The 14597-nt window shown below is 59.2% G+C and carries 12 protein-coding genes; 7 read left to right on the top strand and 5 right to left on the bottom strand.

All coding sequences use genetic code 11. From position 1 onward, the window contains the following. Positions 1-373: 373 nt before the first annotated feature. A complete protein-coding gene (hrpB, locus tag BKP64_RS14950; protein ID WP_070971826.1) occupies positions 374-2860 on the top strand; it encodes an ATP-dependent helicase HrpB in 2487 nt (828 codons plus the stop codon). Here hrpB and BKP64_RS14945 read toward each other — a convergent pair. Further along, positions 2814-3668, bottom strand: coding sequence for an eIF2B alpha/beta/delta subunit family protein (locus BKP64_RS14945; protein ID WP_070971823.1), 855 nt, complete (start codon positions 3666-3668; stop codon positions 2814-2816). The two genes, hrpB and BKP64_RS14945, sit on opposite strands and share 47 nt — an antisense overlap. Positions 3669-3824: 156 nt before the next feature. Here BKP64_RS14945 and BKP64_RS14940 point away from each other — a divergent pair, with 156 nt between their 5' ends. Both BKP64_RS14940 and BKP64_RS14935 read left to right on the top strand, forming a co-directional pair. After that, on the top strand, positions 3825-4643 hold the full coding sequence (locus BKP64_RS14940; RefSeq protein WP_070971820.1) for an ATP-grasp domain-containing protein: 819 nt from the start codon (positions 3825-3827) through the stop codon (positions 4641-4643). Between the two features lie 169 nt (positions 4644-4812). Further along, positions 4813-5988: a type III PLP-dependent enzyme gene (locus BKP64_RS14935; protein ID WP_070971817.1), complete on the top strand. Its 1176-nt coding sequence runs from the start codon at positions 4813-4815 to the stop codon at positions 5986-5988. Between the two features lie 136 nt (positions 5989-6124). On the opposite strand, the gene BKP64_RS14930 is transcribed toward BKP64_RS14935, so the two are convergent. Genes BKP64_RS14930 through BKP64_RS14915 form a run of 4 tightly spaced genes read right to left on the bottom strand, consistent with a single transcriptional unit; the run spans position 6125 to position 10624 of the window. Then, positions 6125-7327, bottom strand: a complete 1203-nt coding sequence (locus BKP64_RS14930) for an MFS transporter (protein ID WP_070971814.1) — start codon at positions 7325-7327, stop codon at positions 6125-6127. A gap of 11 nt (positions 7328-7338) precedes the next feature. Continuing rightward, complete coding sequence (locus BKP64_RS14925) at positions 7339-7734, bottom strand: ectoine synthase (RefSeq protein WP_058092911.1); 396 nt, start codon at positions 7732-7734, stop codon at positions 7339-7341. 50 nt (positions 7735-7784) lie between these two features. Beyond that, positions 7785-9215 carry a GTPase/DUF3482 domain-containing protein gene (locus BKP64_RS14920; protein ID WP_070971811.1) on the bottom strand — a complete coding sequence of 477 codons (1431 nt, stop codon included), beginning with the start codon at positions 9213-9215 and terminating at the stop codon, positions 7785-7787. Beyond that, entirely contained in the window at positions 9212-10624 is a 1413-nt protein-coding gene (locus BKP64_RS14915) for a DUF2868 domain-containing protein (protein ID WP_070971808.1), read from the bottom strand. Before BKP64_RS14915 ends, BKP64_RS14920 begins: the two co-directional genes overlap by 4 nt. Positions 10625-10711: 87 nt before the next feature. On the opposite strand from BKP64_RS14915, the gene BKP64_RS14910 reads away from it, so the two are divergent. From BKP64_RS14910 to BKP64_RS14900, 4 genes are all read left to right on the top strand, one after another. Then, a complete protein-coding gene (locus tag BKP64_RS14910) occupies positions 10712-11074 on the top strand; it encodes a DUF6164 family protein (RefSeq protein WP_070971805.1) in 363 nt (120 codons plus the stop codon). Positions 11075-11369: 295 nt separating this feature from the next. After that, positions 11370-11714 (top strand): D-(-)-3-hydroxybutyrate oligomer hydrolase, encoded by a 345-nt coding sequence (locus BKP64_RS19575; RefSeq protein WP_227515425.1) that lies wholly within the window; start codon positions 11370-11372, stop codon positions 11712-11714. Continuing rightward, a complete protein-coding gene (locus BKP64_RS14905) occupies positions 11675-13018 on the top strand; it encodes a D-(-)-3-hydroxybutyrate oligomer hydrolase (protein WP_227515595.1) in 1344 nt (447 codons plus the stop codon). Before BKP64_RS19575 ends, BKP64_RS14905 begins: the two co-directional genes overlap by 40 nt. A gap of 112 nt (positions 13019-13130) precedes the next feature. Further along, the gene (locus BKP64_RS14900; protein WP_227515424.1) at positions 13131-14576 is read left to right on the top strand and encodes a sigma-54 interaction domain-containing protein; all 1446 of its coding nucleotides are present in this window, start codon (positions 13131-13133) and stop codon (positions 14574-14576) included. The last annotated feature ends 21 nt before the right edge of the window (positions 14577-14597 follow it).

The following is a 14597-nucleotide window of genomic DNA, read 5'->3' as shown; positions in this document are numbered from 1 at the left end:
AATGGAACTCGCTGCGCTCAGACACCCATTTCTGGCGGAAAAAATACCCCAACACCCCGCTCTAGCTGACAACGCCGATATCTCGACGAAAAGATAAAAAGGATTAGTGGGGCAGCCGATGGCCTCAATAAAAGCTTTTCAATGAGAGTCAATTCTTCGGTAGAGTTCTTCGTATTGGATTAACCCAGGTATGACCGTGGTAACCTTTCGCGATAACTGGAGATTCATAAGGGTGTGGGGGTGTTTTATTTTTTTACCGGACAAAGGTGTCTGAGCGAAGCGAGTTCTTTTCCGATCAAAAAATAAAACACCCCCGCGGCCCTCCTCCATTGCTTGCCGTCTTACCCATAACACGAGTCAAAGCCAAACCATCGTGCTCCCAATCGATCAAATACTCCCAGAGCTAAAACAAACCCTGGAACAAACCACCACGGCACTGCTGCAGGCGCCCCCGGGTGCCGGTAAGACCACCCGGGTCCCGCTGGCTCTGCTGGATGCCTCCTGGCGGGGCGAACGGAAGATCCTGATGCTGGAGCCGCGGAGGCTGGCGGCCCGTTCTGCAGCGCGTTTTATGGCGAAACAGCTGGGGGAACGACCGGGCCAGACGGTGGGGTATCGGACACGGCTGGACACCAAAGTGTCCGGAGCCACCCGGATTGAAGTGGTGACCGAAGGCATTCTCACACGGCTGATCCAGAACGATCCCATGCTGGATGACTATGGGGCAGTGCTGTTCGATGAATTCCACGAGCGTTCCTTGCAGGCGGACCTCGGGTTGGCGCTGGTCCGGGAATCCCAGCAGGCATTGCGGGAGGATTTGCGACTGCTGGTGATGTCGGCGACGTTGGATACTGCGCCCATAGCTCGGGTCCTGGGTGATGTGCCGGTGATCAGCAGTGAAGGACGGGCGTTTCCGGTGGACGTCATTTACCGTCCTGCGCCTCCTCAGGCTCGAAGCACCCGGATTGTCGATCGCGTAGTAACAGTCGTTCATGAGGCTCTGGAGCAACAGACCGGTTCGGTGTTGGTGTTTTTGCCGGGTGCCGGAGAGATCCGCCGGGCAGAGCAGCAGCTGTTAGGACAGGTGCCAGGGAATGTGATGGTGACGCCTCTGTACGGCAATCTGAAATCGGACGATCAGGACCGGGCGATCTCACCTGCTCCGGAAGGCCAGCGCAAGGTGGTGCTGGCAACAGCCATTGCCGAGACCAGTCTGACCATCGAAGGAGTTCGGGTGGTGATCGACAGCGGCCAGCAGCGGCGGGCAGTATTTGATCCGAACAGTGGGATGACACGGCTGGTCACGGGGCGGGTGTCGAAGGCTTCGGCGGAACAGCGAAAAGGCCGGGCGGGCCGGATTGAACCGGGTGTATGTTACCGGTTGTGGAGTGAGGCCGAGCAGTTTGGGCTGGCGGAGTTTACGCCACCGGAGATCCAGGAGGCAGATCTGGCGCCGCTGGTGTTGGAGCTCGCTCAGTGGGGGGCGAGGGAGCCGGGGCAGGTGGACTGGATTGATGCACCACCGGATGCACACTGGCGCCAGGCCGTGGCGTTGTTGCAGTGGCTGGATATGCTCGACGACCAGGGCGCGATCACGGATCACGGCAAGGCCGCCCGGGAGCTCGGTGTGCATCCGCGACTCGCCCATATGGTGTTGCGGGGGCGAGAACTGGGCCTGGCTGGTTTAGCGGCGGAGCTGGCAGCCCTGCTGGGAGAACGTGATTTGCTCGGGCCAGGTGCCGGGGCAGACATGCATGAACGGGTGCGGGTTCTTCGGGGTGAACGCGGGCACCGGGGCATGGACCCGGGCCGGATGAACTCGGTGCGTCAGGCGGCAAAACGATTGGCTGCTGGTGAGTGGGCAGCTGCGCCGATGCCGACGGAAACCGAGGTTGGACGTTTGCTCGCACAGGCCTACCCGGACCGGATCGGACGCAGGCGTTCAGGCCAGGCGCCGCGGTATCAGCTCAGCAATGGCAAGGGTGCGACGCTGAGGGAAGACGATGCTCTGGTACGGTATGACTGGCTGGTTGCCGCGGACCTGGATGGCAAATCCAGGGAGGCGACCATTTATCTGGCCGCCCCGGTGGAGGTTCCAGACCTGGAGCAGGATCTGGTGGCTCACATTCACGAAAGTGAGGAAGCGGTCTGGGACGACAAGCGTGGAACCGTGATTGCTCGCCGTGTCCGGAAACTCGGTGAGTTGGTTCTGGAAGAAAAAGCGTTGCCACACCCCGATCCGGAGCTGATACAACAGGGGCTTCTGGGTGCCGTGCGGAAAAAGGGGCTCGTCAGTCTGCCGTGGTCCGCTGCGGCAAAGCAATGGTGTGCCCGTGTGAAGTTATTGGCCAGCATGTTTCCGGAAGAATGGCCGGACGCCAGCGATGCCGCCTTGTTGGGCACTCTTGAAACCTGGCTCGCGCCGTTCTTGCCCGGTATGCGGCGCTGGTCGGATCTGGGAAAACTGAATCTGCTTCCGGCTCTCAACAGCCTGCTGGATTACCCGCAACAACAGCAGCTCGATGTGCTTGCGCCCGTTACGCTTACGATCCCGACCGGTCAAAGAGTGAGTCTGGACTACACCGCCGATAATGGCCCTGTACTGGCTGCCAAACTGCAGGCGTTATTTGGCTGGACAGAAACGCCGAGGGTGGCGGGAGGCAAAGTGCCAGTGGTCCTTCACCTGCTCTCCCCGGCACAGCGACCTTTGGCGGTAACGGCGGACCTGGCAAGCTTCTGGCGCAACGCCTACCCCGACGTTCGCAAGGACATGCGTGGCCGATACCCGAAACACCCCTGGCCGGAAGACCCGTTCACCGCGGAGGCCCAGCAGGGCACAAAGAAACGCCCTGCTCGCTGATCCTGCCGGTGACCAGGTGTGCGGGAGTGGGTTCGAAATAGATATTGCGGGGCGTGATCCACGGTCCTGGCGGAGCCTGGAGCTCACTCACTGGCAACTCCTCGAGTTCTACCGAATGGCAGGTATCCAGACTGTCGCGGAAGGTGTCGGCCAATACCCAGAATGGCACGGCGTGTTCCCGCGCTGACAATGCCAGCAGGTGGGTGCCACTCTTGTTCACAAAGTGGTCATCCGCCAGCCAGGCATCACAACCGGTGATCACCAGGTCGGCCTGGGGAGCAAAGAGAGCAATCTGGGCGTCGGTGATCAGAGTTACCGGTACCTCCAGTTGATTCACAGTGGCGGCAAGCTGGTGGCCTTCCATCCCGGGACTGCTCTGGGTACAAATCACCGAAAACGGACGCTGTTCCCTGGCCAGCTGGCGGAAGAGCCGGGCCAGAAGGGAACTGGCACTGTGAGTCATGATCACCGCGCCTGCGGGCACCTGGTTCAGTGCGTGCTCCAGCAGCCGGTCACCGGCTTCCTCCAGTTCGCGGATCACTGCAAGAGCAGCCGCTTGAGCCGGGCCTCCGTTTTCTGTCCAGCGGGTTTCCACTTTCTCAACTGCGTTGCCAATGACGACCATACTTGGCCGGGCCTGTTTCAGTGCCTCTAACAGTCGGGAAATTTTCGCTGAATCCGGTTTGATGGCATCCAGGTAGTCCACCAGCTCCTTCAGGGTGCGCAACGCGAGCTCGGTGGCGCCGGATTGCCGGTCGTTCCGGAGCCGGGATAACAGAGAGTCGGTCTGTGGATCGGAGTTAGCCATGGGTTTTCCGGACTGGTTCTTTTCAGTGGTCTTATCAGCTTAGCAGCTGGTTTTTGGGGCAGGCCCCCTGATTCGTGGAAAGAAGCGTAAATACCGCTTGCCAGTAATCCCCCGCTGTATAAAATGCGCACAACTTTAACCAGTACGACAGCAACCATGCACCTTGTCTCCTTCGATGTTTTTCGTACCCTGGGATTCCCCGATACCACCGTGCTCAAACCGGAGCATTTCCTGAAACACAAAGAGTTGTTACGGGAAGCGGACTGGGTGTTGTTCCCGGAGTACTGGCAGCTCAATGCCCTGGTGCATGGCCTGAAATGCCGGGTGTTTCCGAGCATCGCCAGCTACCGTATTGGTCACGACAAGGTGGAGATGACCCGTGCCTTCCAGGCCATTGCGCCTGAACACACGCCCTGGACCTTGATTGAGGCAAACGGCGTTCAGGAACGGGAGATGGTCTGGGATGCCATGAGCTATCCGTTCGTGGCCAAGCTGCCCAAGGCCAGCATGGGTGAAGGCGTGTGGCTGATTGAAACCCGTGAGGACTGGCAGCGCTATTGTGACCGCACGGATGTGCTGTATACCCAGGAATACCTGCCGATCGACCGGGATGTCCGTGTCGTTGTCATCGGTGACCGGGTGTTGACCGCCTACTGGCGTACCCAGGCCGACCAGGGCTTTTACAATAACGTCGCCCAGGGTGGCCGCATCGACACGAGTCCGGTGCCTGAGGCCGCCACTGGCCTGGCCTTGCGGCTGGCGAGGGAGCTGGGGGTGGATCATGCCGGTTTCGACATTGTGATGGTGGAAGGTTACCCCTTCGTGCTGGAGTTCAATCGGCTGTTTGGCAACCAGGGACTGACTCAGGGTGGTGAGTTGCAGGCGGCAATTTTGGAGTACCTGATGCGCCAGACTGACCCCCGGAATCCCGAAGGCCCCACCGATCCTGGACCACTCTGGCCGATTGCCGTTTAACGCTGTTTTTCATGCCAGAAATGGATGCTCCTGCGCCCCTGACCCATGGGTAGATATCCTCATATCCGGGCCCCGGGAAAAGCCTGATGATCACGAAAATAACGGGGGTTGCAGCCATGCTGTAGCCCCCTTTTTATATCCATTTTCCCTGTGGAGGGACACACCATCCATGACCGAGCCAGCCAACGCCAATATTGCTGATTACTACGACGCCGAGACTTTTAGCCGGATCAAGGCCTTTGCCGATACCAGGGAAACGCCTTTTGTGGTGATTGATACCGCTACTGTCGACCGTCAATACAGCGAGCTGGTGGAAGGGTTTCCTTATGCCAAGGTCTTTTATGCAGTAAAGGCCAACCCTGCTCCGCAGATTCTGACCATGCTGCGTGACAAGGGCGCAAGTTTTGATATCGCGTCGGTGTACGAGTTGGACAAGGTGATGGCCCTGGGTGTGACCGGTGACCGTATCAGTTTCGGCAACACCATCAAGAAGGCGAGGGATGTTCGCACTTTTTACGAAAAAGGTGTTCGCATGTTTGCGACGGATTCCGAAGCCGACCTTCGCAATATTGCCAAGGCAGCGCCGGGGTCAAAGGTGTATGTGCGGATCCTGACCGAGGGCACTTTGACGGCTGACTGGCCGCTGTCCCGCAAGTTTGGCTGCCAGACCGATATGGCTATGGATCTGCTGATCCTGGCCCGTGACCTGGGGCTGGTGCCCTATGGTGTGTCATTTCACGTGGGTTCCCAGCAGCGTGAGATCGGCGCCTGGGATGCGGCACTGAGCAAGGTGAAGGTGATTTTCGAGCGTCTGAAGGAAGAAGACGGTATCGAGCTGAAGATGATCAATATGGGCGGTGGTTTTCCGGCCAACTACATCACCCGCACAAACGAGCTAAAGGTGTATGCCGAGGAAATTTCCCGTTTCCTGCACGAGGATTTCGGAGCGGATCTTCCGGAGATTATTATCGAGCCTGGCCGGTCTCTGATTTCCAATGCCGGTGTGCTGGTGAGTGAGGTGGTGCTGATTTCCCGGAAGTCGCGCACGGCGTTACACCGCTGGGTGTTCACCGATGTGGGCAAGTTTTCCGGTCTGATCGAGACTCTGGATGAGGCGATCAAGTTTCCGATCTGGACGGACAAGGTGGGTGAAGGTGAAGACTGTGTGATTGCGGGTCCGACCTGTGACAGTGCGGACATCATGTATGAGCATCACAAGCACCCGTTGCCGCTGAATCTGGCGATCGGGGATCGGATGTACTGGCTTTCGACCGGTGCTTATACCACGACTTACAGTGCTATTGAGTTTAACGGGTTTCCTCCGTTGAAGGACTACTACATCTAAGCTTGGTGGCGGCTGCGGGGTGAGGGTACATTTCCCTTGGAAATGGAACTCGCTTCGCTCAGACATCCATTTCTGGCGGGAAATGTACTCTCACCCCACGGCCTGTCAGCGTGGATGTGGGTTTCTTTTGAAAGGGTCAGCCTTCGGGCTGGCCCTTTTTTCGTTCCAGATCCAGGGTGAAGGCCAGGGGCAGGACCAGCAGGCTGTAGCTGATGATGACCAATAAGGCGTGGCGGGCGTCGCCGGTCCAGTCGGCGAGGACGCCGCCGAGCATGGGGACGGAGAAGGCCAGGGTGTAGCCGACGAGAAACGTGCCAGCTGAGAGGCGGCCGGTTTCGGCCGCTGAGACGACAAGTGGCGGTATGGCCACGAGGAGGATCAGGAGCATGCCGGCGACCAGGCTCATCAGTGTGGCGCTGATGATGGACCACCAGCCGGAGAGGATGACGGCGCCGATGGCTCCCAGGATGCTGATGCTGGCCAGGGCGGCGATGACGCTGCGGCGGCCCACCCAGTAGCGGGCCATTTTCAGCATGATCAGGGAGGCGAATACCTGGGCAAGGTTGTACCAGAACAGGGCATCCGGGAGTTTTTCGAATTGCCCCTGTCGTTCCAGCAGGTTTCCCATGTAGGCGTTGAGGCCAAAAAACATGGAGCCGGAGAGGCCCAGCAAGAGTCCGATTCTCAGGGTCAGAGGGTTGTTCCAGTCGGGCAGCCAGGCGACTTTCCGGACGGGTCTGGCCCGGTCCCGTTTGGGCAGGAACAGGGCTGCAGCGACCAGCAGTGCGGGTAAGGACCACGCCAGAAGGGTTGCTCGCCAGCTATTGTCCAGCAGTGGCATGAGCACCGGCAGGGTGATGCCGGCACCGATAAACTCGCCCATCAGCATACCGTTCATATAAATCGCTGAGCCGAGAGCCAGGTGGTGCGGTTCAAGCCATCTTGGTAGTAACGCAGGCAGGGCCGGCTGCATCATGGCAACACCGAAACCCATCACCCCACTGGCAATCATCAGGGTCAGGGTGTCGGGCACCAGGCCACGGCCGGCGGAACCTGCAACCATGATCACCATGGCCAGTGCCAGGGTGTTGCGTGGTCCGATTCGGGCGATGGACAGAGAGCCAGGCATGGAGCCGATGGCCAGCATCAGGATGGGGAGGGTGGTCAATGCGCCCGTCAGGGCCTGGGATAAACCCAATTCGTCACTGATGAAGGGCGCCAGGGGGGGAGCGACCAGAACAGGAATACGGAGGTAAACGCCTGCCAGCCATAGCAAAACCGCCACCGGCAGCAGTCGGGCTGGCGGTGGCGGTGTGTGTGCGGCTCCGGAATCAGCCACAGCGGACGGGATCAGTCTTCGCCGGTATCCGGGAGATAGGCACCATCTTCGTCGTGGACTTCGCGACCCGTAACTGGCGGGTTGAAGGCGCAGATCAGACGCATGTCTTCGGTACCACCGTACAAGGTGTGCTGATCGTGCTTGTCGAGTGCGTACAGGGTGCCGTCGGTGATCTCGTGGGTTTCACCGGTGGCCTTGTCCAGGATTTTGCCGTTACCGGCAACGCAGTACACGGCTTCCAGGTGATGCTTGTACCAGAGGTTCAGTTCGGCACCTGCCGGGATGATGGTCTCGTGAAACGAGAAACCCATGCCGTCTTTTTTCAGCAGCATCCGGCGGCTGGTCCAGCCCGGGCCGGTCACTTCGCGCTCGGTACCGATAATGTCTTGCACTCGTACGATTTTCATTAGCATTCCTCATTGCGTGATGGAATAGCCCGACAGTATAAACATCCCTTTCAGGTCTGATTCAAGCGCCATTCGTCGTAAGCGGCCATGCTTTGCCCGATAGCGGCGATGAACTTACGGCGCTGCCGGTCATCGAGCGGCCGGCCTTTCCGGCGCTTGTCGAAGGCCTGCTGGATATCCTGCCGACTTTTCTTGTCGAGGCTTTCGAGCCAGTGATGATCCGCCGGTTCCAGGTCCAGAAAACCGCGTCCGGCATGGTTCCGTTGGCTGATATGCCACCAGTGATCCACCGCCCTCCCCAATACAACATAGCCGAATTGACTGTCCTGTACAGGCCCGAACGTGGCGGTTTTCAATCCGTCTTTCAAAACTCCGATGTTCAGTGCCGGCAACATAAGCCGGTCGCCATAAAAATAACTGCCGGCGGCGCCGATCAGTCCGCCCACCAGGGCGCCGGTGCCCAGGGAGTGGCCCAGAGTGAGCGCATCAATCCCGGCACCGCTGACCGCGCCGGCGCCAAAGCCAGCTGTCGCGAGATAGCGCTTGCTGACAGCCCAGGTTCTGCGGCTGTCTTCAGAGAACAGGTCGTGCTTACTGTGCCATTCCAGCTCGGCTTCCTGGCGATGGATGCGCTGGTGCTGGTAGAGATGCTCAATAGCCACACGCAGGGCCTGCTCCCGTTGTCGCTGATGGCGGTACCAACTCTGGCGTAACTGCCTGGCAAGGGAGCCATCACTGACGTCAGCGGCCTGGCCACTGGTCAGGGTGCGCTTTTCCCGGAATGACATCATGTCTTCCAGAGCACCAGCGATCAGTGCGGCGGACTGCTGGCGTCGATATTGCCGTTGTTCGGACAGGAAATGGGTCGCCTGTTCCAGGGGGTGTTCCCAGTCCGGTTCCAGTTGGCCAAATGCCCGCAACAAGCCGAGATGTTGCTCGAAAGGGGCGCGAACAGCATCGAACTTGCGTACCACCTGAAAAAACTGGCCAAGGGCCGCCTGCCAGATGTCGCTGTAATCGTCGGCACCAATACTATTAATCAGCGCGAGGCTCGGGCGTCCGGTCCAGCGCAGTATCGTCATTTCTGCTTCATGCTCCGCGCTGTAGGGGACTGAACCGTCCACCACATAGATGATACCGGCACCTTCAACCAGAGGTTTGAGCAGTTCGCATTCGTCGGTAAACCGGCCGTCACCCTGATGCTGGGTAACAAAAGACCTGACGGTTTCGGCGTGGTCGGACGCTGAAATGCTGTGAGCCTCCAACCACTCCAGCACCCGTCGTGGGCGCTGAAAGCCAGGCGTGTCTACCAGGGTGTAAAGGATCCGGCCATCGACGGACAGGGGGTAGGCCTGTCGTTTCCGGGTGGTGCCCGGTTCCAGCGCAACGGCGATTCCATCATTCTGGGAAAGGGTGGCGACAACACTGGATTTGCCCTTGTTGGGGTGCCCTACAACCGCAAAGGTGGGTGCCGATGTCATGGTAACTCCTTGCTGGCTGCATCCTGGGTCTGCAAGTCCAGCTCAGGCAGTGAGACCATCACAAAATCGTGTCCCAGACGCTCGGCAAAACGCAACCATGGCTGGATCTGATGGAGTGGAGGCACCTGGTTGATGTCAGCAGCGAGTGGCACAAGCACCACCCGGATTCCCGCCGGCCAGAGCGTTTGGCCAGCTTCCAGAAAGTCCTGAAGCTCGCCGGTTGGTGGTTGCCAGCAGCGGGTTACTACAAGGACAGCTTTATCCGCTGTATGTGCTGCCTGCTCTGCAACCTGGTTCAGGACCCGCTGGTCGTCGGTGAGGCTGGCACGGCCTCCGGCCTTGAGGATCAGGTGTTTTCCGGAACGGAGGGGCTCGGGCAGTTCCGGTTCACAAGCCCCTGCCCAGCACACCAGCGTGTCACTATCCGGAAGAGGGCGCAGGTTGCTGCGAGTGTCGGTATCAGGGAGGTCGCGGGCATCGTTGCGTTCGATACCCGTGTCCAGGGCCGGCGTTTCCATGCGATAAAGCAGGGCGTGCATGGCCGGATGGCTGTTCAGCTGCTGGCGGGCTTTGTGCCGAATCAGCGCAGAGGCCAGAATGAACAGGAGCAGGCGGGGCAACAGGACCCAGGTCGCCCAGAGCATGGTGACAAAAGGCCACCACTGCCCCCAGACCTCGGGATTGAGTCCCCCGCTGCCGGGTTCGGCGCGGAAAAAGCGGGTGGCTTCCACCAATCCGGGATCCGGTACCGCAGCCGGCCATAACCAGGCCCAGGGGGCTGCCACGGCCGTTAGCAATCGGTGGTAGCTTCCAGAGCCCGTGTCCAGCGTCGTACTCCAGCCAAAGGCGAGGTCCTGAACCACCACCAGCACCAGCAAGGTGAACAGACCGGCGAGAGCAAAGCAAAACCCGCCCAGATGTGCAGCCCGGGCCATCAGAGCTGGGTGTAGCCTGTGGGCAACACCTTTTGTCGGGCTGCTGTTCAGGCGCCGGAGCAGCCAGTGCCACGGCTGCCATCCTGCCAACGACTGAATACTGGTGAACAGTGCCAGTACCAGCTGGAACAACACGAAGGCAAGAAACAGGGTAATATTTATGCGTTGGCCGCCGTCATAAAAGAGCAGACCCAGCATCGTAAAAATGCCAAATACGACCCCTGTGCCGGCAAAGCCGGCGTTTATGCGGCGCCATAATGTAAGCGTATGCTCGCCGGCTTGCGCTGATGCGCCGGGCCCGGCCAGACGCTTCATATGGTTCAGCCACCGGGCTGCGTCCGGGGCAAATCCCTGTTCCTTGCAAACCAGCGCAAACTTCCGGTCCCGGCGATGGAGAAACGCTGGTGGCTGTTCCTTGTCCCGTTGCGCTTGGGCGTCAAAGTCCAGCAGCAGGCGGAGGGGTCTTTCGGTCATGCGGTGGTCCGGTTGTGAATTCGGTCAGTCAATCATTGATGCTAGGATATAGGCATTCCCGCTCCCGATACCAGACAACGAGTTACCATGCCTCACCACTTGATGAACCTGCGCTTTGTGCCTGACGACGAGGCGGACGAAATCCGTGCCCTGCTTGAAGCTCATGAGGTGCCGTATTACGAGACTCCACCCAGTCGCTGGGGCATCAGTATGGGGGGCTTCTGGGTGCATGATGATGATCAGGCGGCACGGGCAAGAGCTCTGCTTGAGGACTATCAACGGCAACGTTTCGAGAATCAGCGGCGCACTTATGAGGAACGCCGGGCACGGGGTGAAACCGGTGGCTTCTGGTTTATGCTCAGTCGCAAACCCTTGCGAACCCTCGCCGCCTGTATCGCCATTCTGGTCATCGTCGGCCTGAGTCTCCTGCCTTTTATTCGTCTCGGTTAAACGGCTGAAACGGCCCGCAGAGGCGGTCCTCTGCGGGCGATTGTCCGATTATCCATACGGCGTCCGGAATACAGGACATTTTGTCCTGAGCGCCTGCTCGGGAAGACCTTTCTCTCTCAATGCGACCGTTGACTGTCCGGATTTCCGGATCAAGCCGTCCTTTATTTCAACGAGTTGTGAAAATATCTTATAAAAATCAATGTCGTAAGGTATTGGCATAGGATCCGCATGGCGTTTCTCCGGTCCTGGCCTGGTGCCTGGCCCGATTATTAAAAACAACAAACAGGGAACGACCATGAAACGTTTAATACTCTGCATTCTGATCGGTACTACAGGGTTCACCCTGAGTGCCTGTAAAGAAGACCTGACACCCTTTAACAAAGTACCTGACTTTGTCATGGGCGAGATTGAACAGACAGGGTACGATGGCATTACCGATGATTTGCTGACCGCCGGTCTGGGGGCTTCGGGGCTTGCTGGTGCCGCGCCGTCGTTCGATGATCCAGTCAATCCCACTTCTGCCGAGCTGCGGCGACTGGCCATTTACAATAACTACCGTGCGCTGGTGGACATCAGGGTACCGGGACCGGTTCGCACAACCTGGAAACCGATTCTGCCCAGAGACTGGATGGAACACTGACCAGCGCCGACGAAACAGTCCAGTTCCGTGCAGATCTGACTGATAGTGAAAGGGCCGATTTCAGTGCCAGCTGGCCTGATCGTTTCGCATGGAAACACGCTCACTCCAAAGCCAATCCCGAAGCGGACTGGGGGCTTCATGTCCTGCAGTCCATTGAGTTCGGCTTCTATGTGCTCAATGCAAAGTTTGGCCGTGAGCTGGGTAACGGGGAAACCCTGATCACAATCACACCGAAGAATACGCTGGTGATTGCATCCAGTGTCTCCAATGGTGGCGGCTCTTCGGTCCGGGCCGCGGAACAGGACAAGCATGACCTGATCGACGGTGTGGCGGTGTCGGAGCCAAATGTGAATCCGGAGGTTGATACCGGCTTCAGTATTCGTCAGGGCGACGGCCCGGTCATTTCCAATCACAGCCGTAGCCTGCTGGATTACACGACCGCACTGGCAGTGTGGCAGGGGTGCGCTAATCAGGCCCCGGCCATTCGTGATGATGCGCCCCTGAACGGTGTTTTCAATCCTCCCGCCATTGGCGAGAACATCTGTAACTCGCTCGCCAACAAGGGGCTGGTCAGCGGCGCGACTCTGGATGACCGGGCTACCGATGCACTCCGCATGCTGAACGAGGAGTTCGCTATCCAGCCGGAGCAGAACCTTCTCGCCCCGGTGCACTTCGGCCTGGCTGTTGCCCAGAGCATTTCCATGACCTACGCCAATGCCTATGGCCGGGCGGCCGTCGAGGCCCGGCTATGTGACCTGAGTCTGGCGGCGACCGATGGCGCCGGAGCGTTTCAGCCCCTGCCGGCTGGAGCGGAAGCAGCGCTTTTCTCGGCCAGCAACGGGATTCCACCGACGGCTGGTGTCAATATCGTATACGACGGGGCCGAGGGGCAGCCAACCCACCTGGCCGCCAGCGTCTCTCCCAGCTCCAGTCAGCCGGACTATGGTCTGGACGCCCTGTTGTGTCTGCGGAGCCTGGCCCAGGATAGCAACGCCGTAACCGGTGCGCCGCTTGAGGGTGAGGAGGCGGTCCGTGCCGATGCCATTGCCGGGGGAATGAACGGGTTCCCGGGCGTAGCCGATCGTTATGTGCCACTCCACCACTACTACTTCCAGGCACTGGACCTGGTATGGGCGACGTTAAAAAACAAACAGCCATTGCCGCCTAGTCAGGTCGTCAGAACCCTGCCTCGGGGTGACATTGGCACGCCTTTGTCTGAAGCCAATCTGCCGGACATTGATCCTGACCCGGAGTCCGGTGACCGGATCGTGTTTGTGAATAACCAGCTTCGCATTCCGGAATAACCGGGGCTGCCGGCCCGGACCGGATTCGGACCGGCTTCGTTTGCCCCCTCTTCCGGGGGGCCATATACTTCCGTGACTGCACCTGGCCCTGCCGGGTGCCGGGGCTTTTACCATGAACGAAATACAACCCGGTGGTGCGCGGTACATGACTGAGCTGTTTACCGAGAATAACAAGAGCGGCCTGACCAGGGATCTGATTGAAGCCCTGTTCCCCATGTTCGAGGAAGCCAGTGCCGGTGCTATCGCTGTAGACAGCAAAAGCCGGATTACCTGGATCAATAGCAGCTACTCACACTTGCTTGGCCTTGGTGATCCCGCCCTGGTTATTGGCAAGCCCGTCCGGCAGGTTATTCCGCAAACCCGCATGCCCGAAGTGGTGGAGAGCGGAAAACCGCTGCTGCTGGACATCATGGAGCATAACCAGCAACAGTTGGTCGTAACGCGCCTGCCGTACTATGACGAGGGAGGAGAGATTGTCGGTGCTGTGGCCTTTGTGCTTTACGACGACCTGCAACCGCTGACACCGCTGGTCTCCAAGTACCGACGATTGCATCAGGATCTGGCGGCCGCCCGCAAGGCCTTGGCCCGGTCTGCTCGGGGTACCCGTTACAGCCTGGGTGATTTTGTCGGCGCCAGCCCAGCTGCGCTAGAGGTCAAGCGCCGTGCACGTCTGGCCGCGGGGCGTGAAATGCCCGTTTTGCTGCTGGGTGAGACCGGAACCGGCAAGGAGGTTCTCGCTCAGGCAATCCATTCGGTCTCCGCCAGGGTCGAAAAACCGTTCGTCGGGGTTAACGTGGCTGCGATTCCCGACAATCTGCTCGAAGCAGAATTCTTTGGCGTGGCTCCAGGTGCCTATACCGGCGCGGATCGCCGCACCCGTGAAGGCAAGTTTCAGCTTGCCAATGGCGGGACCCTGTTTCTGGACGAGGTTGGTGATATGCCGCTGCCCCTGCAGGCAAAGCTCTTGCGGGCTCTGCAGGAGGGCGAAATTGAGCCATTGGGCTCGAACAAGGTTGCAAGGGTCGATGTGCGAGTGATTGCCGCCACCAGCCGGAATCTGGAGGCCATGATCGCCGACGGCAGCTTTCGTTCGGATCTCTATTACCGTCTCAACGTCCTGGAAATCCCCATTCCGCCTTTGCGGGACCGACTGGCAGATTTAGGAGTGCTTTGTGAGTCGCTGCTGGGTGAGATTTGTGAAGGGCTCGACTTGCGTGGCGAAATCACCGACGCAGGTGTTTCCGCTCTGGGCAGTTATGACTGGCCGGGAAACATCAGGGAATTGCGCAATGTTCTGGAGCGAGCCCTGACCATGGGTGAGGAGGGCGGATTGCTGGATGCAGATGCTATTTTCAAGGTACTCCCGCGCAGTGGTAACCGACCGAGTTCGTTGCTGGCTCCTCAACCGGTGCGCCCCCTGGCCCAGACCCTTGCAGAGGCCGAAGCCGAGGCAATCGAAGATGCACTGGTTGCCAGTCGTGGCAACCGTACCCGGGCCGCCAAATTACTGGGTATATCCCGTTCGGTACTTTACGAAAAACTCTCGAGAATGTCCTGAATTCAGGACACTTGTCCCGAT

Source organism: Marinobacter salinus (assembly GCF_001854125.1).
Classification (GTDB): Bacteria; Pseudomonadota; Gammaproteobacteria; order Pseudomonadales; family Oleiphilaceae; genus Marinobacter; species Marinobacter salinus.
Note: the sequence above shows the minus strand (reverse complement) of the source record. Positions and strands in the feature narration are given on the sequence as shown.

What these genes read in the sequence shown, in the direction of transcription:
- BKP64_RS14945 (WP_070971823.1), bottom strand. Translation starts at nt 3,668, where the DNA reads ATGGCTAACTCCGATCCACAGACCGACTCTCTGTTATCCCGGCTCCGG.
- BKP64_RS14940 (WP_070971820.1), top strand. Translation starts at nt 3,825, where the DNA reads ATGCACCTTGTCTCCTTCGATGTTTTTCGTACCCTGGGATTCCCCGAT.
- BKP64_RS14935 (WP_070971817.1), top strand. Translation starts at nt 4,813, where the DNA reads ATGACCGAGCCAGCCAACGCCAATATTGCTGATTACTACGACGCCGAG.
- BKP64_RS14925 (WP_058092911.1), bottom strand. Translation starts at nt 7,734, where the DNA reads ATGAAAATCGTACGAGTGCAAGACATTATCGGTACCGAGCGCGAAGTG.
- BKP64_RS14920 (WP_070971811.1), bottom strand. Translation starts at nt 9,215, where the DNA reads ATGACATCGGCACCCACCTTTGCGGTTGTAGGGCACCCCAACAAGGGC.
- BKP64_RS14915 (WP_070971808.1), bottom strand. Translation starts at nt 10,624, where the DNA reads ATGACCGAAAGACCCCTCCGCCTGCTGCTGGACTTTGACGCCCAAGCG.
- BKP64_RS14910 (WP_070971805.1), top strand. Translation starts at nt 10,712, where the DNA reads ATGCCTCACCACTTGATGAACCTGCGCTTTGTGCCTGACGACGAGGCG.
- BKP64_RS19575 (WP_227515425.1), top strand. Translation starts at nt 11,370, where the DNA reads ATGAAACGTTTAATACTCTGCATTCTGATCGGTACTACAGGGTTCACC.
- BKP64_RS14900 (WP_227515424.1), top strand. Translation starts at nt 13,131, where the DNA reads ATGAACGAAATACAACCCGGTGGTGCGCGGTACATGACTGAGCTGTTT.